This window comes from Candidatus Accumulibacter sp. ACC003 (assembly GCF_907163085.1).
Lineage (GTDB): Bacteria > Pseudomonadota > Gammaproteobacteria > Burkholderiales > Rhodocyclaceae > Accumulibacter.
This window is the reverse complement of sequence record NZ_CAJQTX010000002.1, coordinates 54,664-74,582: the sequence shown is the minus strand read 5'-3', so window position 1 is coordinate 74,582 and position 19,919 is coordinate 54,664. Positions and strand designations below refer to the sequence as shown.

General features: G+C 64.7%; 17 protein-coding genes and 2 pseudogenes. 6 read left to right on the top strand and 13 right to left on the bottom strand.

Translation table 11 applies throughout. The annotated features are described in order from the left end of the window. Window positions 1-47 precede the first annotated feature (47 nt). From QZ656_RS04005 to QZ656_RS03985, 5 genes are all read right to left on the bottom strand, one after another. Window positions 48-3,152, bottom strand: coding sequence for an efflux RND transporter permease subunit (locus QZ656_RS04005; RefSeq protein ID WP_291992177.1), 3,105 nt, complete (start codon window positions 3,150-3,152; stop codon window positions 48-50). A gap of 15 nt (window positions 3,153-3,167) precedes the next feature. Next, complete coding sequence (locus tag QZ656_RS04000) at window positions 3,168-4,280, bottom strand: efflux RND transporter periplasmic adaptor subunit (RefSeq protein ID WP_291992176.1); 1,113 nt, start codon at window positions 4,278-4,280, stop codon at window positions 3,168-3,170. A 254-nt stretch (window positions 4,281-4,534) separates the two neighbouring features. Continuing rightward, on the bottom strand, window positions 4,535-4,969 hold the full coding sequence (locus QZ656_RS03995; protein WP_291992175.1) for a type II toxin-antitoxin system VapC family toxin: 435 nt from the start codon (window positions 4,967-4,969) through the stop codon (window positions 4,535-4,537). Then, the gene (locus QZ656_RS03990; protein WP_291992174.1) at window positions 4,969-5,202 is read right to left on the bottom strand and encodes a type II toxin-antitoxin system prevent-host-death family antitoxin; all 234 of its coding nucleotides are present in this window, start codon (window positions 5,200-5,202) and stop codon (window positions 4,969-4,971) included. The genes QZ656_RS03995 and QZ656_RS03990 overlap by 1 nt, the downstream gene beginning before the upstream one ends. Before the next feature lie 166 nt (window positions 5,203-5,368). Further along, window positions 5,369-6,178, bottom strand: a complete 810-nt coding sequence (locus QZ656_RS03985; RefSeq protein WP_291992173.1) for a tetratricopeptide repeat protein — start codon at window positions 6,176-6,178, stop codon at window positions 5,369-5,371. A 198-nt stretch (window positions 6,179-6,376) separates the two neighbouring features. Between QZ656_RS03985 and QZ656_RS03980 the strand changes: the two are divergent. The 4 genes and pseudogenes from QZ656_RS03980 to QZ656_RS03965 all read left to right on the top strand — a co-directional run. After that, window positions 6,377-7,267: pseudogene (locus tag QZ656_RS03980) on the top strand (IS630 family transposase); the annotation flags it as partial. Window positions 7,268-7,378: 111 nt separating this feature from the next. Next, entirely contained in the window at window positions 7,379-9,079 is a 1,701-nt protein-coding gene (locus tag QZ656_RS03975) for an IS66 family transposase (protein WP_291991655.1), read from the top strand. Further along, complete coding sequence (locus QZ656_RS03970; protein ID WP_291991654.1) at window positions 9,076-9,933, top strand: DUF4338 domain-containing protein; 858 nt, start codon at window positions 9,076-9,078, stop codon at window positions 9,931-9,933. The genes QZ656_RS03975 and QZ656_RS03970 overlap by 4 nt, the downstream gene beginning before the upstream one ends. A 49-nt stretch (window positions 9,934-9,982) precedes the next feature. Then, window positions 9,983-10,168: pseudogene (locus QZ656_RS03965) on the top strand (IS630 family transposase); the annotation flags it as partial. On the opposite strand, the gene QZ656_RS03960 reads toward QZ656_RS03965, so the two are convergent. The 3 genes from QZ656_RS03960 to QZ656_RS03950 form a co-directional block, all read right to left on the bottom strand. Then, a complete protein-coding gene (locus tag QZ656_RS03960; RefSeq protein WP_291992172.1) occupies window positions 10,152-12,677 on the bottom strand; it encodes a CHAT domain-containing protein in 2,526 nt (841 codons plus the stop codon). The pseudogene QZ656_RS03965 and the gene QZ656_RS03960 overlap by 17 nt on opposite strands. A 125-nt stretch (window positions 12,678-12,802) precedes the next feature. After that, on the bottom strand, window positions 12,803-13,183 hold the full coding sequence (locus tag QZ656_RS03955) for a type II toxin-antitoxin system VapC family toxin (protein WP_291992171.1): 381 nt from the start codon (window positions 13,181-13,183) through the stop codon (window positions 12,803-12,805). After that, complete coding sequence (locus tag QZ656_RS03950; RefSeq protein ID WP_291992170.1) at window positions 13,180-13,425, bottom strand: type II toxin-antitoxin system prevent-host-death family antitoxin; 246 nt, start codon at window positions 13,423-13,425, stop codon at window positions 13,180-13,182. Before QZ656_RS03950 ends, QZ656_RS03955 begins: the two co-directional genes overlap by 4 nt. 109 nt (window positions 13,426-13,534) lie before the next feature. On the opposite strand from QZ656_RS03950, the gene QZ656_RS03945 reads away from it, so the two are divergent. Further along, window positions 13,535-14,374, top strand: coding sequence for an isocitrate lyase/phosphoenolpyruvate mutase family protein (locus tag QZ656_RS03945; RefSeq protein WP_291992169.1), 840 nt, complete (start codon window positions 13,535-13,537; stop codon window positions 14,372-14,374). 127 nt (window positions 14,375-14,501) lie between these two features. Here QZ656_RS03945 and QZ656_RS03940 read toward each other — a convergent pair whose 3' ends face one another. The 4 genes from QZ656_RS03940 to QZ656_RS03925 are packed head-to-tail and all read right to left on the bottom strand — an operon-like array spanning window position 14,502 to window position 17,208. Continuing rightward, the gene (locus tag QZ656_RS03940; RefSeq protein ID WP_291992168.1) at window positions 14,502-15,467 is read right to left on the bottom strand and encodes a helix-turn-helix domain-containing protein; all 966 of its coding nucleotides are present in this window, start codon (window positions 15,465-15,467) and stop codon (window positions 14,502-14,504) included. Further along, window positions 15,464-16,348, bottom strand: coding sequence for an EamA family transporter (locus QZ656_RS03935; RefSeq protein ID WP_291992167.1), 885 nt, complete (start codon window positions 16,346-16,348; stop codon window positions 15,464-15,466). Before QZ656_RS03935 ends, QZ656_RS03940 begins: the two co-directional genes overlap by 4 nt. Before the next feature lie 4 nt (window positions 16,349-16,352). Continuing rightward, window positions 16,353-16,631: a DUF1272 domain-containing protein gene (locus QZ656_RS03930; RefSeq protein ID WP_291992166.1), complete on the bottom strand. Its 279-nt coding sequence runs from the start codon at window positions 16,629-16,631 to the stop codon at window positions 16,353-16,355. Next, on the bottom strand, window positions 16,624-17,208 hold the full coding sequence (locus tag QZ656_RS03925) for an isochorismatase family protein (protein ID WP_291992165.1): 585 nt from the start codon (window positions 17,206-17,208) through the stop codon (window positions 16,624-16,626). The genes QZ656_RS03930 and QZ656_RS03925 overlap by 8 nt, the downstream gene beginning before the upstream one ends. A gap of 130 nt (window positions 17,209-17,338) precedes the next feature. On the opposite strand from QZ656_RS03925, the gene QZ656_RS03920 reads away from it, so the two are divergent. Beyond that, window positions 17,339-18,124: a PhzF family phenazine biosynthesis protein gene (locus tag QZ656_RS03920; protein WP_291992164.1), complete on the top strand. Its 786-nt coding sequence runs from the start codon at window positions 17,339-17,341 to the stop codon at window positions 18,122-18,124. On the opposite strand, the gene QZ656_RS03915 is transcribed toward QZ656_RS03920, so the two are convergent. Continuing rightward, on the bottom strand, window positions 18,121-19,872 hold the full coding sequence (locus QZ656_RS03915) for a PAS domain-containing protein (RefSeq protein WP_291992163.1): 1,752 nt from the start codon (window positions 19,870-19,872) through the stop codon (window positions 18,121-18,123). The genes QZ656_RS03920 and QZ656_RS03915 overlap by 4 nt on opposite strands. Window positions 19,873-19,919 lie beyond the last annotated feature (47 nt).

Here is a 19,919-nt window from a genome sequence, read left to right as displayed (position 1 = left end):
TCGCCGGCAGCGGCCGCTCGCCGTGCGTGCGATCAGTCGCGCATGGCTCATTGCTGCCGCCGCTGGCGTTCGCGCATGAAAGCCAGATAGAGCAGCGGCACGGCGAACAGCGTCAGCGCCGTCGAGAACAGCAGCCCCCAGACGATGCTCGAAGCCACTGGCCCCCACAACAGACTCTTGCCGCCGATGCCGAAGGCCAGCGAGAACAGGCCGCCAATGGTCGTCGTGGTGGTGATCAGGATCGGCACAACGCGTCGGCGCGCCGCCAGGATCAGCGCGTGCATGCTGCTCATGCCGCGCCGGCGGCGGTCATTGGCGGCGTCGATCAGGACGATCGCCGAGTTGACGCCGATGCCGGTCAGCGCGATCACCCCGTAGAGCGTGTACAGCGACAGCGGGTTGCCCGATAGAGCCAGCCCGAAGGCGACGCCGGTAAAGGCCAGCGGCACGGTCACCAGGATCATCAGCGGTTGCCAGTAGCTGGCAAACTGCGCGGCGAGAATCAGGTAGATCAGGCCGACGCCGAGCAGGAAGAGCATCTTCATCGCATCGAGGCTTTCCTCGATATCCTCCAGCTCACCGGAGAAATCGAGGCTGACGCCCGGATGCGCGGCGCGAATCTTGTCCCATTCGTTGGCGATCATCGCGTTGGCCGCGGCGGTGTCGGTAAGCGTCTTGTCGAGGCTGGCTTCGACAGTGATCGTGCGCCGCAGATTGTAGTGGCGGATGAAGCCGCGGCCGGGCGTGACCTCGTCTTCGACGAAGGCGCCGAGGCGGCTGATCTGGCCATCCGGCAAGGCTATCGGCTCGTTCAGGAAGGTCGCCGGGTCGAGGCGTCTGGTGCGCTCCGAGCGCACGCGCAGCTCGAGCTTGTCGCCTTCGTCGCGGGTGAAGGTAAGGACCTCGCCGTCGATCGCGATACGCACCTGCCGGGCCAGCTGCGCGGCGTTCAGGCCGGCTTTGCGCAAGGCGTCGCGGTCGAGCTTCAGGTTCAGTTGCGGGCGACCGGCAACCTTGTCGTCCTGGACATCGCGCGCGCCGGGGATCGCGGCGGTAATTTCCTTGAGCGCATCGGCGGCGGCCTGCAGTTTGTCGAAGTCGTCGCCACGCACCTTGACGCTGATCGCCTTGCCGGCCGGCGGCCCGCCCGAGAGCACCGAGAAGCTCTTGCGTCCGACGCCCGGCACGGCTTCGACGCGGGCGCGCATCGCCTCGACCGCGTCGTTGACGCCGCGTGCGCCCTTGACCAAGGGATTGAGCGAGACGATGACCTGCCCGTAGGGGTCGCCGTAGAGCGGTTCGGTGTCGGTGAACTTGACGCCGGCGTTGCTATAGACCGAACGCGCCTCGCCGCCCGGCCCGACGCCCGCGAGCTGGCTGCGCACCACTTGTTCGACGGCGCTGGTTTCGGCCAGGGTCTCTTCCAGCGTCGCCGTCGCCGGCATGTCGACGTTCACATAGATGATTCGTATCGGGTCGAAAGCGAAGAACTGGACACGAATTACACCGGTCGCGACCAACGCCCCGGCAGCGATCAGCGTCGCCAGCACCAAGGCCGCAAAGCGCTTCGGCCGCCGCAGCGTGTACGCCAGCGCTTGCCCGTAGCGCAGGCGAATACGGCGATTGAAGCGGTTGCGCCAGCGTTGCAGGCGCGACGGCTGCTCCAGACTCATTCTGCTAGCGACGATGTGCACCGGCATCATCCAGAAGGCTTCGAGTAGCGAGATCAGCAAGGCCAGGGTGACCACGAAGGGGATGATGAACATGAACTTGCCGACGATTCCCGGCAACAGCATCAGCGGCAGGAAGGCCGCCATGGTCGTCGCCACCGACGCCAGCACCGGCGCCCAGACTTCGCCGATCGCGTCGAGGCTGGCCGGCAAGGCCTGCTGGCCGCGTTCGATACGGTAGTAGGCCGCTTCGACGATGACCACCGCGTCGTCGACCAGCAGACCGAGCGCGATGACCACGCCGAGCAGCACCGAAACATTGACCGTGTGCCCCATCGCCGACAGCAGGGCGAAAGTGCCGAGCAGGGAAAACGGGATCCCCAGCGAAACCAGCAAGCCGATCTTGCCACCGAGAAACAGCCAGCACACCAGCAGCACCATGATCACCCCGTAGAGGGCGTTGGTCTGCATGACGCTGATCGCTTCGCGAGTCGGAATCGTTTGGTCGTCGGCCAGGGACAGCTGCAGGCCACTGGTGGCGAGCACCGCGTTCTCGTCGGCGATAAAGGCGCGCAGACGGTCGACCAGTTCAAGCGTATTGCTGCCCGCCTTCTTGTTGATCGACAGCGAGATGGCGTCGCGGCCGTCGGTCGCCGAATACTGCGTCGCCGGCGCACGCGCGCGTTCGATTCCCGCCACCTCGTCGAGTCGCGCCGAGACGCCGGGCCGTGACGACGACATCACCGGCAGCGTCGCCAGCGATTCGGGGTCGGTGAGCACGCCCTTGACGCTGACTGACCAGGCGCTGCCGTGCCCCTTCAGCGTGCCGCCGGAAACGTCGCGGTACCAGTCGCGGACACTGTCGGCGACGTCGCTGCTGGTCAGGCCGCGCGCCGCCAGCGCCTGCGGCTTGACGCTGATCAACAGCTCGGGGTCGCGCAATCCCGAAGCGATGACGCTATCGACACCGCTCATGCGCTCCAGGTCGCTCTTGATGCGGCGCGCGTTCAGGCGCAGCGTCTCGTCGTCGGCCTGGCCGACGAGCAGGATCGACGCCGTTGGAAAACCGTTCGAGGTGGTGATCTCGGTGACCAGCGGGTCCTTGGCCTCGGGTGGCAACTCGGACTTGGCCTTGTTCTGGATTTCGCGCCGCAGATCGTTCATCCGCTTGTCGAAGTTGCGTTCGGAGATTTCGCGGAAGCGAACCAGGATCGTCGAGATATTCTCGCGCGAAGTCGAGATCACGAAGCGCACGTCGGCGACGCCCTTGATGCCGTCTTCGAGCGGGTTGGTCACCAGCCGCTCGACTTCCTCGGCACTCGAACCCGGCAGCGCGGTGACGATGCTCACCCAGTTGAAGTTGATCTCCGGGTCCTGCTCGCGCGGCATCGTCAGGTAGCTAAGCAGACCGAGCAAGAGCACCACGACGAAGGCGATATTGGCCAGCGGATGGTTCGAGATCAGCGCGCGCAGCAGTTTCATGAGGGTTGGCGCTGTCTACCTGATCGCCACGCCGTCTTGCAGCGTCGCCTGGCCGCGCACCACCACGCGCGTCGCCGCCGGCAGGCTGACCGGCACGGCGCGACCTTCCTGCGCAGCGGGCAAGGCGACGAAGCGGGCAACCTTGCCCTGCTGCACGAAGACGCCGATCGCCTCGCCGCGGCGCACCAGCAGCGGCGCCGGCAGATAGGGTTGTGGATCGGACCACAGCAAGCGGCCGTCGCTGCCCACCGGGACCGGCACGCGCGTGCCGTCGCCGGCAGCGAAACCGAGGCGGACCTCCTGCGTGCGCGCTGGCGCCGACACCGTGCCAGCGACGCGCAACAGACGCAGCGGGTAGGTCTTGCCGCGCGTCTCGAAGACGAGGTCCTTGGCACGCCGCAGTCCGGCGACATCGGCCGGCGCGATGCTGGCGCTGACCTCGGCGGCGCCGGTTTCGGCGAGCACGTAGAGCACGCTTCCCGGCGCTACCGCCTCGCCGGTCTGCGCCAGGCGCTCGACGACGCTGCCGGCAAAAGGGGCGCGCAAGCTCGCTTTCGCCAGCTGACGTTGGGCGATCGCCACTTGCGCCTGCTGCGACGCCAGCTCGCTGCGCATCAACGCCACTTCGGTTTCGCGCTGGACCAGCGCTTCCTGCGAAAAGAATCCCTGCGCCTGCAGCTCCCGCGACCGCTTGAGCTGCTGCTCGGCCTGTTTCAGCCGGGCCAGCGCGGCGTCCAGCGCCGCCTGCGACTGCTGCAGCGCCAGCCGGAAATCGACTGGATCGATCTCGGCGAGGAGTTCACCCTTCTTCACCGCACTGCCGGCTTCGGCCGTCCAGCGCTGGAGAACGCCACTGACTTCGGCCGAAAGTTTCGACTCGTTACGCGGTATGACGCTGGCCGCCAGTTCGCGCTGCGGGTGGATGATCACCTCGCCGAGCGGCGCGCTCTCGATGAGCACTGGTGACGCTTTGGCGGTCGTTGTCTGGGCCTGTGCCGGCAGCGTGCCAGCAAGCAGCGCCACGATAGCGGCACTGGTCAGGACGAGCAGCGCCCTTGCGAAGATTCGTCGCCACCGATGCGGACTCGCCGGTTGGGCAGGCGCTTGCTGCAATTCAATAGCTTTCATGTGCTACCGCCATGCTGGCGTCAATAAATCTCGGGAGGGTGGCGATCGCAGCGCCAGCGTAAGGAGCGAAGTATCCGTAGCAATCGGGTGGCGGTCAAACTGGTCGTTGGCGATCGTCGCGATCTGCCTGGTTCGGTCTTCGTAAAGTGTCGACCAGCGCCATATATTTGCGCTCGTTGGTCTTCCTGCAGATAACTTGGCGATTTCATCACGTCCCGGTTGGGCCGTCGCGACGGACCATGACAATCCAGGTGTCAGGCTTTGATGCCTTTGGTGGCGGGGATCTTCAGTAGCCAGGCAGCAGCCAGGAGCCCCTCATCCAGCGTATAAAGCATCTTCGCGCCATGGTTGCTGGCGATCGCGAGGTGTAGCGCGTCGCCGGCTCTCAACTTGGTGGCGAAGTGCTGGATGTAGTTCTTGGCAAGCTCATAATCCGCTGCACCGGGAACGACGACCTGGCAGGAGCCAGCCACCATTTCATCGAACTGGTCGATGGCCAGCAGTGCCTCCGCCTCCGCCAGGCCTCCCATCCTGACCTCGCGGGCGGCGAGACTGGCAAACTCGACGCGGGTCCAGTGGCTGACCTGCAACTGCCCGGGCGGAAGATCGAGAAAGAACGCTTCGACGTCTGCGCTGGTCGCTTCTTCGAGGATCAGTGGTGCCAGGAAGCTGGTGTCGAAATACAGCATCAAAGCCCCTCGTCGCGCATTTCTCGCAAGAGCTCGGCACTGGACTTGCGCCAACCCGGCATGCGACTGCGAAACTCGGCGAGCGACTTGATCGGCTGCTTGGCTTTCTCGACCGGCGTGATGCGGGCAACCGCCTGACCTCGCCGCGTGATGATCACTTCTTCGCCAGCCTCGACCTGATCGAGCAAACGGCTCAAGTGCGTCTTGGCATCAGCCAGTGTGACGGTGCTCATCGTACCGCTCCGGTTGGTCATGTGATTGGTCATATCATAGCGCCGATTCACGTCACGGGCGCGAATTCGCGACGCTTGCCGCCCATGCGCGCGCGAATACTGGCCTCCGCCTGTGTCGTGATGCGTGGGACCTCTCCTCCGCGGTGGCGATCACTACACACAGCGCTCAAGCCCCGCCGATCGTCGCTCGCAACTCGCGCACGTGCGCCAACCCCACCGCGTCATCCAGCTTCGTGAACGCCTTTTCGGCCTGCGCCAGAACAACCAGCGCCGGGTCTGGCCGACCACCCATCGCCAAGACTTGAGCGAGGAGTAAACCAGTCCCAGCGATGAAATCTGGACGGCTGAGCGTGACACTTATCGCGAAGGCCTCGGCAAGTTCGTCGTGAATCCGTGGCAACCCGCCCGTCTCGCGCTCACCGCTCTCCAGGCGAAGCCACGCAGTCGAAAACATGATGTGTGCGAGGCTGTCGATGTCGCCCAGCCGCCGCGCGATCGGCATCCGTTGTTCCTGTAGCTCCAACGCCTCGGTGAGTTGACCGCGCGTTTGCAAGATTGCGGCGATCTTTCCCAGAGTTACCACCTTTTCACCCAGGTCGCCGAGGCGGTCATGGACTGGCAGCTCTTCTTCTCGGTGAATGCGTAGCGCTTCGTCGAGTTGTCCACACGACTTCAGGATATCGGCGATTTTTCCCTGCGTCACGGCCTTAGCACTCGCGTCGTCGAAATGCTCAAGAACTGGCAACACCTGTTTGCGGAGCACATTTAGGGCTGCGTCGAACTGGCCACGGGCCTTGAGAATATCGGCCACTCCGCCACGCGCAATCGCCCACTCCCGTTCCTGCCCGCAATTGCGAAAGCGTGCAGCTGCGCACGCGAAAGCCTTCTCAGCATCGTCCATATCGCCCAGGCGATGATGGTGACGAGCGACATACACCATCGCTGTGGCCGATTCAACATCGTTGCTATCGCTCATGGCCAGACGTGCCAGCAGGGCGATGGCTCGCTTTTCGGTGTCCGTCAGGCCGACGCGTTTGGCGCAGTCAACTGTGATCCGTAGCAGTCCGGCCCCGGGCGTGACTCCGAGTGTTTCAAGGCGGGCTAGTGTCTAATTGCATTATTAACCGGTAGTAACTATCATACTTCTCCATTGCTTCGTGGTGGAGGAGATGTGGTGGGACGTGTGGCGGTGGCGCTGTCTTGCACAGCGGAGGTGAAGGAGGAATTGGAGCGTATGTCACGGAGTCGCAGTGGCGAGGTTCGCTTGGCCGAGCGAGCGAGAATCGTGCTGGGTTGTTTGGAGGGTCTGCGAAACGACGAGGTTGCCCGCGCAGTTGGCGTACGTGCGAACACGGTGGGGCTGTGGCGTCGGCGCTTTGCCGAGCATGGTTTGTCGGGCTTGCGTGATGCTGCGCGGCCGGGCAAGCCGGCGAAGTACGGGCAGGATCTGCGTGACCGCATTCTGGCGCAACTCGAACGGACACCGCCGGAAGGTATGGCAAGTTGGGATGGTGGTTCGCTGGCGAAGGCGCTGGAAGTATCGGACGATGCCGTGTGGCGCGTGTTGCGTCGGGAGGGCATCCAGCTGCAGCGGCATCGCTCCTGGTGCGTGAGCACGGACCCAGAGTTCGCCGCCAAAGCAGCGGATGTCATCGGGTTGTACCTTAACCCACCTGAAAACGCGCTGGTCCTGAGCGTCGACGAGAAACCCTCGATCCAGGCTCTGGAGCGTCGGCGCGGCTATGTCCAAACCAGTAGCGGAAAGGTGGTTCAGGGACTGAAAAGCACCTACAAACGCCATGGCACGGTCAACCTGTTCGCCGCCCTCGAAGTGGCCACCGGCGTCATTCGAGGCAAGACTACCCTAACCAAGAAGCGCGCTGATTTCCAGGCCTTCATGGAGGAGACCATCGCTGATGAACCCGTCGACCGTGAGATCCACGTCATCTTGGACAACCTCAACACGCACAAGAAAAACGACGAGTGGCTCGCCGCTCACCCCAACGTCACCTTTCACTTCACGCCCACCAGCGCCAGTTGGCTAAACCAAGTGGAGATTTGGTTGTAAGTATTCGGTGAACCCGTAGCCCCCGCTTTTTTGGTCGGCGTGGTTCAGTCAGCGATTGGCGGGTAGACCGGAAATCTGGACTGGACACAGCAGCGGAAATCCGGCACCATGCGGCGCATGGACACGGGTGCGGACATCATTGGCGGAGGATCGGCGGCAAGTCACCGCCAAGTGGCGCCGTTCGCCGAGGTGTTGGTGACGTTGACCAAGGAGCAGGAAATCAAGCTCCGCTGGGAGGCCAGCTTCTGGCGGAGCCAACATCGACAAGCGCTGGTTCGGTTGGCGCAATCGGAGGCCGCTCATCGGGTGGAAATGGCGCAAGCGGCGGCGCGCGAGGCGGCCTTGCGCAGCGAACTGGAGCAGGCCAAGGGCAAGATCCGCGATCTGCAAAAACGCCTGTTTGGTCGCAAGTCAGAACGCTCTTCGGGAGCCGAGAAGAACCCGGCGGCGGACCAAAAATCGTCGCGAGCTCGAGGTCAGCAACCGGGAGCAGCGGGTCACGGGCGGAACCCGGAAAGTCACTTGCCGACGCAGATCGAGGTCATCGACATCGACTGCCCGCATTGCCCGGACTGTGGTCTGGGCTACGTCGACTTTCCCGGCACGGAAGACAGTGAAGTCCTCGAGATCGAGGTCAAGGCCTACCGCCGGAAGATCTGCCGGCGGCGCTACCGGCGGACCTGTCAGTGTTCGGGCGCGCGGGGTATTCTGACCGCGCCACCGCCGGCACGATTGATCCCGCGTGGAAAGTACGGCGTGTCGATCTGGGTGCACCTGCTGCTGTCGAAGTTCTTGTACGGCCAGCCGACGCATCGGCTTCTGCGAGACTTGTCCGACCACGGACTGACGCTCTCGGCAGGAACGGTGGCCGGCGGACTGCGTGCCTTGGCACCGCTGTTCGAGCCGCTTGAAGAAGCACTGCTTGGCCAACTACGCAGCGAGAAACAGTGGCACGCAGACGAGACCCGCTGGCGGGTCTTTGCCGAGACCGAAGGGAAGGTCGGACATCGCTGGTATTTCTGGGTGTTCCACGGCCCATCGGTCATCCACTTCGTGCTCGACCCGAGCCGCTCGGCGGCGGTGCCGATCCGGGAGCTCTCCGGTAGCGCCGGAGGAGTCATCATCTGTGATCGCTATTCGGCCTACAAGAAGCTCGCGCGAGTTCTTGACCACTTCATTCTGGCTTTCTGCTGGGCACATCAGCGGCGTGATTTCCTGGAACTGGCCAACGCCCATCCGGAGCTCGCGGACTGGGCACTGGCCTGGGTCGAGCAGATCGCTCAGCTCTACCACTTGAATGGACGGCGCCTGGAAGTCCGTAGCGACCCAGTACAGTGGGCCGAACGCGACCGCGCCTTGCGGCAGGCGATCACGCAAATGGCCAGTCAACGGGAAAGCGAACTGGCGAACCCGGCGCTCAAAATGCCGGCGAGCAAGGTGCTGCGAAGCATGCGCAAACATTGGTCCGGCCTGACCGTCTTTGTCGACCGCCCCGAGGTGGCGATGGACAATAATGCCGCCGAGCGCGCACAGCGCACGCCGGTGGTCGCACGCAAGAACTTCTATGGGTCGGGCAGTCTCTGGTCCGGCGCACTCGCCGCGACGATGTTCAGCTTGCTGCTGACGCTGCGCTTGTGGGGAATCAACCCGCGCACCTGGCTGACGGCGTATCTGGAGGCCTGCGCCGCCAACGGCAACCTGCCGCCGACGGACTTGAGTGCCTTTCTGCCCTGGGCGATGGCGACCGATCGACTGGCTCAGATGCGTGGCATCCCGGTCGATCAGAGCCGTCCCATCGATAGCTCGTGAAGCCTTATTGCGGGCGTCACTTTACCGACGACGAACTGCAGGCCCTCTGCCGCCTGATCGAAGCCCATCCTGGCAGCAGCCGCGCGCAACTGTCGCGCCAGGTGTGTGAGCTCTTCGACTGGCGTAAGCCCAATGGCGAGCTGAAGGATATGACCTGCCGGGTGGCCATGCTGCGTATGCAGGCCGACGGCCTGCTCACCCTGCCGGCGGCACGACGGGCCGCTCCTCGCCAACCCGAGTATCTGCCTACTCACGCCACCGATCCACAACCGTTGCTCACCCAGCCGGTGCATGAACTGCCGCCGCTGCGTCTGCATCAGGTCGTCGGTTCGGCGAACTCGCGTCTGTGGAACGAGTACATCGCCCGCTACCACTATCTCGGCCACACGCCCATGGCGGGCAGTCAGAGCCGCTACTTCGTCTTCGCCGGCGAGACCCTGGTCGCCTTGCTCAGCTTCGGCGCCAGCGCCTGGAAACTCGCCGCGCGCGAGCAATTCATCGGTTGGCACGATGAGCAGCGACAAAGGAACCTGCAACTGGTGGTGAACAATGCCCGCTTTCTGATCCTGCCCTGGATCCAGTGCAAGGGCCTGGCCTCCAAGATCCTCTCGCTTATGCAGCGGCAATTGCCCAAGGACTGGCTGGCGCGCTACGGCTACCGCCCCGTACTACTCGAAACCTTCGTCGAGACGCCCCGCCATCGCGGCACCTGCTACCAGGCCGCCAACTGGATCAAGGTCGGCCAAACCGCCGGCCGAGGCAAGAAGTGCCCCACCCGCAAGTCGATCCTCCCGATCAAGGATATCTGGCTCTATCCCCTTCACCGATCCTTCCGATCAGTCCTCTGCCGCTAACCCGCCTCGGCAATGGCGCTGGCGCGCTACGGGTTGGCCGAATACTTACATTTGGTTCGGCATCTTCCAGCGCAAGACCCTGAGAAACGCCAGCTTCTCGAGCCTGGATCAACTCGTTGCCGCCATTCACAGCTTCACCGCGGCTTACAACCAGAACGCCGCCCCATTCGCCTGGCGAAAGCGAGAGGTCAAGGGCGCGCAGCTGCGGAATACTATCGTTAATCTATGCAATTAAACACTAGCGCGGGTTCGAGGACCAGATCCAGCGCACGCTGCGCGTCTGCATGGTGCTGGAAGAAATGGCGCCCGGCGCTCTCCGCTGCAGCGTCGAGTAAGGCGGCGTCAGGCCTAACGGCGGCAAGTTCAAGCCGGGCGACCTCTACAGCCCGTGCGTCCCAGGAGAAGCTGCCATCCTTTCTGCGCCAAGTGTCGCCCAGCACCGGCAACACGGCGTCGGCGAGGCGGGAAACCGTTGCCTCGTCCAGCGCCTTGCTCAGAGGCCTGGCTAGCGGGTTGACAGCGGCGTGCGGCGCGCCGCCGAGCGCACCCCAATCGTCTACCAGACCGAGTCCGAGCAGCCGGTCTAGCGCGTTTCCAGTCCGCAGAACGCCCAGCGCGCCGCCGGCTGCTTCGATCGCGGTGCGCGGCACTGGCATCCCCTCGACGAAAACACAGGCGCCGCGCAACACACTCGCCTGCTGATCGCTGAGTGCGGCACGATAGACGTCGAAGGCCATGCGCTTGAAAAAGGCGACTACGGCGTTGGCTGCGTCGTGACTGATGCCTTGTGCGATCAGGCTGCCGATCTCGGTCGTCGGCACGCCGCTGTGCTGGAAGTGCTCGATCGACTCCAGCGCCCTGCTTGCAGTCAGCGTCTCGCCCGCGACGATCGGCCGGGTCAGCAGAGCCTGCAAGCCGGGATTGCCGCCCGCAACATTAAGCGCGCGCCGGAGCAGGGTCTCGTCAATCGTCTGATGCGGCCGCTGCGCACCGCGTAGCGCGACCCGGAGTTGCTTGTACTGGTCGCCCTCGTCCATCGGCCGCAGCGGGACGTAGCGCAGCTGCGCGGCGAGCTCACGCCCGCGCGCGTCGCTCAGCGTGAAACGATAGCGGCTGGTGAGCAGCAGGCGCGAAGCGGTAGGCGTTCGGGAAAAGGCGCTCAGGATCGCCGCCAGCGGTGCCCGGTACGCCGCCGCCACCGGCGTCGGCGCGTCCGATTGCAGCGGCGTTTCGAGGACACGTTCGAGGTCGTCGACGATCAGCAACATGGGCTGTTCGTGCAGCGGCCCGGCGAGCAAGGTCTCGAGCGCGTCGTCCAGGATATCGGCGTTGGCGATCACCGCATCGCGCCAGGTCGCACGCACGTCCCGGCGCTGCGGTGGTGGCAAGGCCTCGACGACACGATCGAAAATGGCCAGGGCGTCGTAGTGCTCGAAGACGACGACCGTGCGGTGATTGCTCATACGGCTGGCAATTCGTGCGGCGAGGCTGGACTTGCCGAGGTTGGCCATGCCGTGGATGAGCACGCCGGCCGCGCCATCGCGGAACGCCCTGAGCACCGCTTGCGTCTCGCGCCGTCTACCGACGAAATCGTTTCTTCCGGCAACCGGGATCTTGCTGCGCGCCGCGTCAAGAAACTGCTCCTCGTACTTCACGCCGGCCGGCGTGCGCTTGGCCTGCCCGCGAGCGGCGAGTGCACCACCGCCGCCAGGACCGAGATACAGGCGCGCCAGGTGCCAATGCCAGCCGCACTGCGGATCGGCGATCTGCTTCCGGCGCACCTCGTGCCGGGCGACGGCGGCGGCGCGCACGGTGTTCTCACGGCCGGCCAGCTGGCGGTAGAAAACCGTTGCGAAAGCCATAGCGTCGGCGTCGAACACCGAGCCGTCCCAGCCAAGCACGTTGGCCACGCCGGCGCGTGTGAGGTCACGGACGAAGGGCTCGAAGCGGCGCTGCCCTTCGCCGCGCGCCTCGCCATCCTCGGCGGTACGGCACGCTGATAGGAAGACCAGTGGCGTCCGTCCGGGCTCGCCGAGCAAGGCAACGACTTCGCCAGCGTCGGCAGGCGCCAGGTCACCGGCTGTGTCCTCGAGCAACAGCACCGAACCGTGCGTGGGATCGATCGTTCCGTGGCAGGAGAGATGCAGTGCCTCAAACGGGCCGTCGAGGCGCAGGCGCTCGCCGAGAAACGCGGCTGCGCCGCTCTCCTCGACGACCAGATGCAGCGGCAGCCCTTTCGTCGCCTCGAGGATCGCCGCTTCTTCGGCCTCGAAATCGAGCACGCTCGCGCCCTGCGGTGCCGCGGCCATGAACATCAGCTGCAGATCGTCGTAGCGCGCTGCGAGAGGCGCACTCGCGACACCGACACGACGAGCAAGCTCGAAGAGCTGCACGTGATCGCCGGCTAGATGACCGTCGCGACTGGCGAGCAGTTCCCAGGGCGCATCAAGCAATGCCCGCGCCAAGTAGGTGCCGAAGTCGTCGACGCGGACCTCGAAGGTGCGCGGCCCGGTCGCCTGCGCCCAGGCCGACGCCCAACCGTTGCCGTCAAGTCGATCGAACATCTCGCGGCCGATGGCGAGCAACTCGCCAGCCATGCCGTTCGCAACCGCCCGCGCGTAACGCTCGGACCAATCGGCCAGTGCGCCGAGCAGTTGCTCGCCGTCGAGGCGCAGCTCGCTGGTGGCTGTCCCTGTCGAACGGCAAAGGACATCGGTGCCGATCGGTTCAACGCTGGCTATCATGGTTCCTGGTCCCTTTCGTTGCTTTCGTTACTTTCGTTTGGCACCGCGCGTAGCGTCAATTCCTGGAACCTCGCCTGTAAAAAGCGCGTTCTGCCCCGCGAGCGAATCACGGGCGACGTTTGCTGTCAGGCCTTTACTACGCCATCCAGGCTCAACGCCAGTATCGCCGCATCGCGGGTGAGCAGCGTCAGTCGCTCATCGTTGGCTTGGGCGATGAGCAGTCGATCGAAGGGGTCGGCGTGTGCGCAGCGCAGGCGGCGGACGGCGGCAATGTGACGCGGCACGATGGGCAGTAGGACAAAGCCCTGCGCTTCGAGCTCTTCGGTGAGTTCGCCCGGCGGCAAGGGCAACTTGCCCTTGCCGTTCTTCAACACCATTTCCCACATGCTGGCGGTACTGACCAGGATTTCGGACTGTTCGATGAGGCTCTGCGTCGCTTCGCCCAGACAAGCGTCGGCAGTCATCCACCAATAGACCAGATGGGTGTCGAGCAGGTAGCGCTTCACGGCATTTCGCCGCCGCTGAGCGCGTCGGCGATGGCGGCGTTGGTCGCCAGCGCGTCCCAGTCCGTGTCGGCCCTGGGCAACGCCGCCCACGCACCGGGTGCACGGCGTCGCTCGGGCGCGCCGACTTTTACCAGCCGGACCATTGGAACGCCATTGTTGGCGATGACAACCTCTTCACCCGCCAGCGCTGCCTGTACCAGCCGGGAAAGCTGGTTTTTGGCGTCGAGCATGTTAACCTGCATTCTGAACTCCTTCGGCAAATCCCTCGCGTGCGTGCAGTCTAGCGCTGCCTGGCCAAGTTAGCCAATACGACTCTTTTGCCGGCGCTGCAGACACGACCCGGAGCCACTCATGACCCAGATCGAACGCGGATCCGTATTCAGCGCGCTGCACAGCAGCGATTCCATCTTCCTGATGCCCAACGCCTGGGACGCGGGTAGCGCGATGATGCTTGCGGCGCTTGGTTTCCCCGCCGTCGCGACGACCAGTGCAGGGATCTGCTACTCGCTTGGCTACCCGGACAAGGAGGCGGCGGTCAGTCGAGACGTGATGCTCGATCGCGTCGGGGCAATCGCTGCCGCCGTCCGGCTGCCGGTGAGTGCCGACCTGCAAGCGGGCTACGGCTCTAACCCGGATGAGGTTGCCGCGACCATTCGCCGCGCGATCCTTGCCGGTGTCGTTGGTGCGAATATCGAGGACAGTGCTGGTGATCCTGAACAGTCGCTGTTTTCGATCCAGGAGGCGAGCGCGCGCGTGCAGGCGGCGCGCCAGGCGGCCGACATGTCCGGCATTCCCTTCGTGCTGACGGCACGCACGGACGCCTATCTACTCGGGTTTGAGGATCCGTTCGCGGAGGCGGTTTCACGCTGCAACGCCTACCGTGCAGCCGGCGCGGACTGCCTCTTTGTCCCTGGCGCTACAGACCAGGAAACCATTGCCGCGCTGGTTCGGGAAATCGACGGCCCGATGACCGTGGTCATGGGACTGAGCGACTCGGTGTTGAACGTCGCTCAGCTTGGCGAGCTTGGTGTGCGGCGGGTGACCATCGGCGGCAGCCTGGCACGCGCCGCGCTCGGCTTCGTTCGCCAGGCGGCAACGGAAATGGCAGAGTTTGGCAGCTTCTCGTACGTGCGCCAGCAGATCCCGGACGGCGAGTTGTGCCGCTTCTTCGCCGAGCGACGCGATAACTGAGCGGGCCAGCGCTGCTTCTTACCAGGTCATCAAAGCATTCTGGTTCTGGCCAGTCGACGTGCCGGCGCGGCGGGCTATTGCCGGCATCCTTGGTAGCTGTCGTGGCGCTCAGTCGAGCGACGGACTTTCAGCCGCCAGCAGCCCGTCCGGCGCTCGGCGCGTCGCTTTCGTAACGCTGCCAGACGCGCCGAAAATCCCTGGCCGAGGAAAAGCCGGCGAGCTCGGCGACGCGCTCGACCGATAGTTGCCGGTCGGCGAGTAGTTCGCGGGCGCGGGCGATGCGCAGGCGCTGCTGGTAAGCGACGACGCCGATGCCTGCGTGCTCGGCGAACAGGCGCGTCAGATGGCGTTCGCTGACGTGTGCGCACGCGGCCAGTTCGGCCAGCGACCACGAACGCACCGGATCCTGCGCGATCGCGTCCTGCGCCCGATGGAGCGCCGGGTGCAGGTGGTTGCGATGCGCCAGCCACGGCGAGAGCTGCGGGTCGTTACCGCTGCGCCGCTGATAGACGACCAGCCGGCGGGCGACGCGGGCGGCGAGTTCGGCGCCGGCATGGCGTTCGATCAGGTACAGCGCCAAGTCGATGCCGGTGGTGATACCGGCGCTGGTGAGCACCGGTCCGTCCTCGACGAAAACGCGGTTGACTTCGACCCTGGCCGCCGGCGCGGCGGCCTGCAGCGATTCGATCAGGCTGTGGTGGGTGGTACAGCGGCGCCCGTCGAGCAGGCCGGCGGCGGCGAGCAGGAGCGCGCCGGAGCAGATGCTGGCGACGTGGCAGTCGGCCAGCCGCGCTCTGCGCAACCAGGCGACAACGGCGTGCGCTTCTGGCCGGCCGTAGTCTTCAGCTTCGCAGGCGTTGCCGGCGACGATCACCAGACTGTGCGGCGGCAGGCGCTCCGGCAGTGCTTCGAGACCGCCGACTTCGACTCCCAGCGAGCTGCGCAGCCGGGGCACTGGCGAACAGCTGTGCAGGACGATCGTGTGAGGACTCTCGCTACTCGTCTCGGCGGCCATGCGCAGCGCTTCGGCCGGCCCGGCGTAATCGAGCAGCAGGACGTTGGGCGTCAGCACGAACCACACCGAGAGCGTCATCGCCGTGCCCAGGCCAGCAGGCGCGTGCCGAAGACGTTGACCGCCAGGCCGAACAGCAGCAGCGCGGCGCCGGCAAAATGCAGCGGCTGCAGCGCTTCGCCGAAGACCAGCCAGCCCGTGCTCAGGCCGACGACCGGGACCAACAGGCTGAACGGCGCCACCTGGTTGGCCGGGTACTTCGACAGCAGACGCGTCCACAGGCCGTAGCCGAGCAGCGTTGCCGCCCAGGCCAGATAGGCGATGGCGGCGAAGGACTGCAGGCTGAAATGGGCGAAGGTGTCGGCGATCGCCGCCGGACCTTCGAGCAGCAGTGACAGCGCGAAGAAGGGCAGCGGCGGCACCAGGCTCGCCCAGACGACGAAAGCGAGCTGATTGACTGGCGCGTGCTGCGCCAGCGCCCGCGTGACGATGTTGCCGGTGGCCCACATCGAAGCCGCCGCCAGGGTGAACAGGAAGCCGGCCAGCGGCATCGACGCGCCGTGCGACCAGCCGATCAGCGGCAGCCCGCCGGCCGCCAGAATCAGCCCGCCGAGCTGGCTGCGTCGCCAGCCCTCCTTGAGCCACAGCGCGGCGAACAGCATCGTGAAGAAGGCCTGCGACTGCAGCACCAGTGACGCCAGTCCGGACGGCATGCCGAGGTGGATGGCGGTGAACAGGAAGGCGAACTGTCCGACCGAGATGCTCAGTCCGTAAGCGAGATAGAGCCGTAGTGGCAATTCGGGCCGGCGCAGCAGGAAGATCGCCGGGAACGCGGCGAGGATGAAGCGCAGCGCGCCGAGCAGCAAGGGTGGCACTTCGGCGACGCCGGTCTTGATCACCGCGAAGTTGAGGCCCCAGACGACGACCACCAGCAGCGCCAGAGCGAGGTCGCGCGGCGGCATGCTTTCAGCGCCCCGCCCTGGTGCTGGCCGGTGCCGCTGCCGGCGTGTCGGCGAGCGGCTTGAAAACGCGCTTTGTCGAAGCCGGGTTGCCGGCGAGTTTGTCCACCGGCCGGATCGGCCGCCGGACGAACTCGCCGCCGCAGTTGGGGCAACGCTGCCCGGGCAGGCGCTGCTGCACGCAGTCGGCACAGAAGGTACATTCGAAGGAGCAGATCATCGCCTCGAGCGCCGCTGGCGGTAGCTCGCGATCGCAGCACTCGCAGTTCGGGCGCAGTTCAAGCATGTACGCCTCCCAGACTGGCGATGCAATCGTCGACGCTGGCGATGCGTGCGAAGCGACCGGCGAGCACCAGTTCGGTATGCGCCTTGATCTCTTGCGGCGAGTACACGCGACCGCTGCCGGGATGCGTCATCGGGAAAGTGAGCGTCGCTTCGCTGACAAAATCGACCTGGTAGCCGATGTCCGAGGCGACGCGTGTCGTCGTTTCGCAGCATTGCTCGGTACGGATGCCGGCGATGATCAGTCGGTCGGCGCCGCGGCGGCGCAGCCAGAGATCCAGGCCGGTGTCCGAGAAAGCGTTATGCGTGTGCTTGAAGAAGCAGGCGTCGGGCGAGTCCGGCAGCCAGTCGAGCGCCCGCACGGCACCCGACTCTTCGGTAAACGGACCCGCCTGGCCGATGTGGAAGACGTGCACCACCGGCACGTCGCGCGCCCGACACGCGTCGTCGAGCGCCAGCACGGCCTTTTTGAAGGCCGGGACATCGCTTTCGGACCAGTAAGGCATCTGTCGGAAAGATTCCTGCACGTCGATGATGATGAGCGCGCTGCGCGTGCTATTTTCGCGGCTGCTAGCGGACATTGGTGTTCTCCTGTGGTGAGTGTGCGGCCATCGTAAAGCCAAGCGGAGAGATAGACGATACCCGATCAGGACCAGCAGCGGACAAAATCGGCCATCGCGTTGCGGGCCGGCAAAGATCAGGGAGCAAGCGATGAAACTCAGGCAATACCAGGTTGATGCCTTTGCCAGCCGGGCTTTCGAGGGTAACCCGGCGGCCGTATGTCCGCTCGCCAGCTGGCTCGACGACCGGCTCCTGCAGGCCATCGCCGAAGAGAACAATCTCTCGGAGACCGCCTTCTTCGTCCCTGCCGGCGAGCGCTTCGCGCTGCGCTGGTTCACGCCGCTCGCCGAGGTCGATCTCTGCGGGCACGCGACGCTGGCCACGGCGCATGTCATCTTCGAACATCTCGCGTATGCGCGGCCGCAGATCACTTTCGTCACCCGCAGCGGCGATCTGCACGTTCGCCGCCACGGCGGCCTGCTGGAGATGGACTTTCCGGCCATCGCGGCAAGACCTTGCGCGCACCCCGAGGGAATCGTCGCCGGCCTCGGCCGCGAGCCGCTCGAGGTGCTGGCCGCCGACGATTACCTGATGGTCTTCGCCAGCGAGTCAGAGCTTAGTGCGCTGACGCCGAACCAGACCTGGCTGAGCCAGTTGGACCTGCGCGGCGTCATCGTCAGCGCGCCGGGCGAGGAGGTGGACTTCGTCAGCCGCTTCTTTGCGCCGAAATACGGCATCCCGGAAGACCCGGTCACCGGCTCGGCGCACTGTGTGCTGACGCCGTACTGGGCCGGCCGACTCGGCAAGACCACCATGACCGCGAGGCAGGTGTCGAAACGCGGCGGCAACCTCGGCTGTATGCTGCAAGGCGAGCGCGTGCTCCTCTCGGGGTCGGCGGTGACGGTGATGGAAGGCGAACTCCGCTTCGCCAGCTAAGCTCCGGACGAAAGGATGTCAGCGTCCAGCGTCCGCTGGCGTGGCAAGGAGAGGTGGAACACTGTCCCCTTGCCAAGCTCGCTGCGCACCTCCAGCCGCCCGTGATGCCGCTGCACGATACTGTAGGCGAGTGACAGGCCAAGGCCGGTGCCTTTACCGACGGGTTTGGTCGTGAAGAAAGGCTCGAAGATCCTGTCCAGGTGCGCCGCGGCTATGCCTTGACCCGTGTCAGCGACGTCGACCCAGACTTCGTTTTCATCAAAGCCGGTGCGCAGGGTGATGACGCCGCGTTCGGCTATGGCCTGCGCGGCATTCACCAGGAGGTTCAGGAAGACCTGATTGAGCTGCGAAGCAAGGCATTCGATTTCCGGGATCCCGGCGAACTCCTTGCTGACATCGGCCTTGTACTTGATCTCGTTGGCGACGATTTTCAGCGTGCTCTCCAGGCAGCTTTCAAGGTTGGCGAAATGCCATTCCGCCGTATCCACCCGCGAGAAGTCCTTGAGGTTTTCGACGATCGCCTTGACACGACGAACGCCTTCGAGAGATTCGCCAATCAAGGACGGGATATCTTCCTGCAAGAACTCAAGATCAGCGGCCTTTTTGGCGTCTTCGATCAGCGCGATGAAATTGGCGTGTCCGAGCAGCGCCGGTTCACACTGGCGGTAGGCCTCGAGGACGTTCAACAGGTCGGCAACGTGCTCTTTGAGTACGCCCAGATTGGCGTCGATAAAGGCGATGGGGTTGTTGATCTCGTGCGCGACGCCAGCCGCCAGCTGCCCTACGGAAGCCATCTTGACCGATTGCAGCAACTGGTTTTGTGCCTGGGTCAGCATCGTATTGAGAGCGCTCAAGTCGGCCAGCTGTGTTCGGTTCTCGGCCTCGATGCGGCGATATTCGGTGATGTCTTCGTAGATCCCGAGTACGCCGAAGGTTTCTTTGTCGTCGTTGATGAGTGGGATCTTGGAGGTCCGTAACCAGATTGTCTCGCCGGTCGGGGTGGTCTGCTGTTCCTCGAAGAAGAGCCTGGCAACCCCCGCCGCCATGACCGCCCGATCATCGGCGCAATACGCATCGGCCTGCTCGGCCCAAACCATCTGATAGTCATTCTTGCCGATCATGTCGTCACGGTTGGCGATCCCGGCGTCTTGGGCAAAAGCCGTATTGCAACCGAGATAGCGCAACTCGGGATCCTTCCAGAAGACCCGCGCCGGCACGGTATCAATGACCTTCAGGAGCAGGTTTCGCGATTCGGAAATCGCCGTTTCCGCCAGCTTTCTTTCGGTAATATCCTCGCCGGAACTCAGCAGGCCAAGCGTTGCCCCGGTGGCATCGGTCAATATGCCGGTGCGCCACTCCATCAGACGCTGCGCGCCGCTGCTGTCCACCAGCGGATACTCTGACGGCATTTCTTTGGGCGTGATCTCGCCGGCGACAATTTGGCGGAACAACGGGACTGCGACCGACCCGCCGGGGTCTGGCACGTGCCGCTCGAACCACGCCTGGCCGAGCATCTCTTTCGCCGGCTGCTTGAAGAATTCTTCCCCGGCACGGTTGATCATGGTGATGCATCCCTGCGTATCGAGCGCGACCATGATCGTTGGCACGGCGTCGAGATAGCGCTGCAATAGCTGGTTGGCGCTAGCGAGTTCGCGGACCTTTTCCTCGAGCAGTCGTTCGCTTTCCTGGTGAGCGGCAGGCGACAGCTCGAGCTGCTTTTGCAATTGGGGGCGAGCTTCTTCGCTCATATCGTTCTCCTGCGAGTGAGATGCTGTGCGGGTTCGGGTTCCATCGT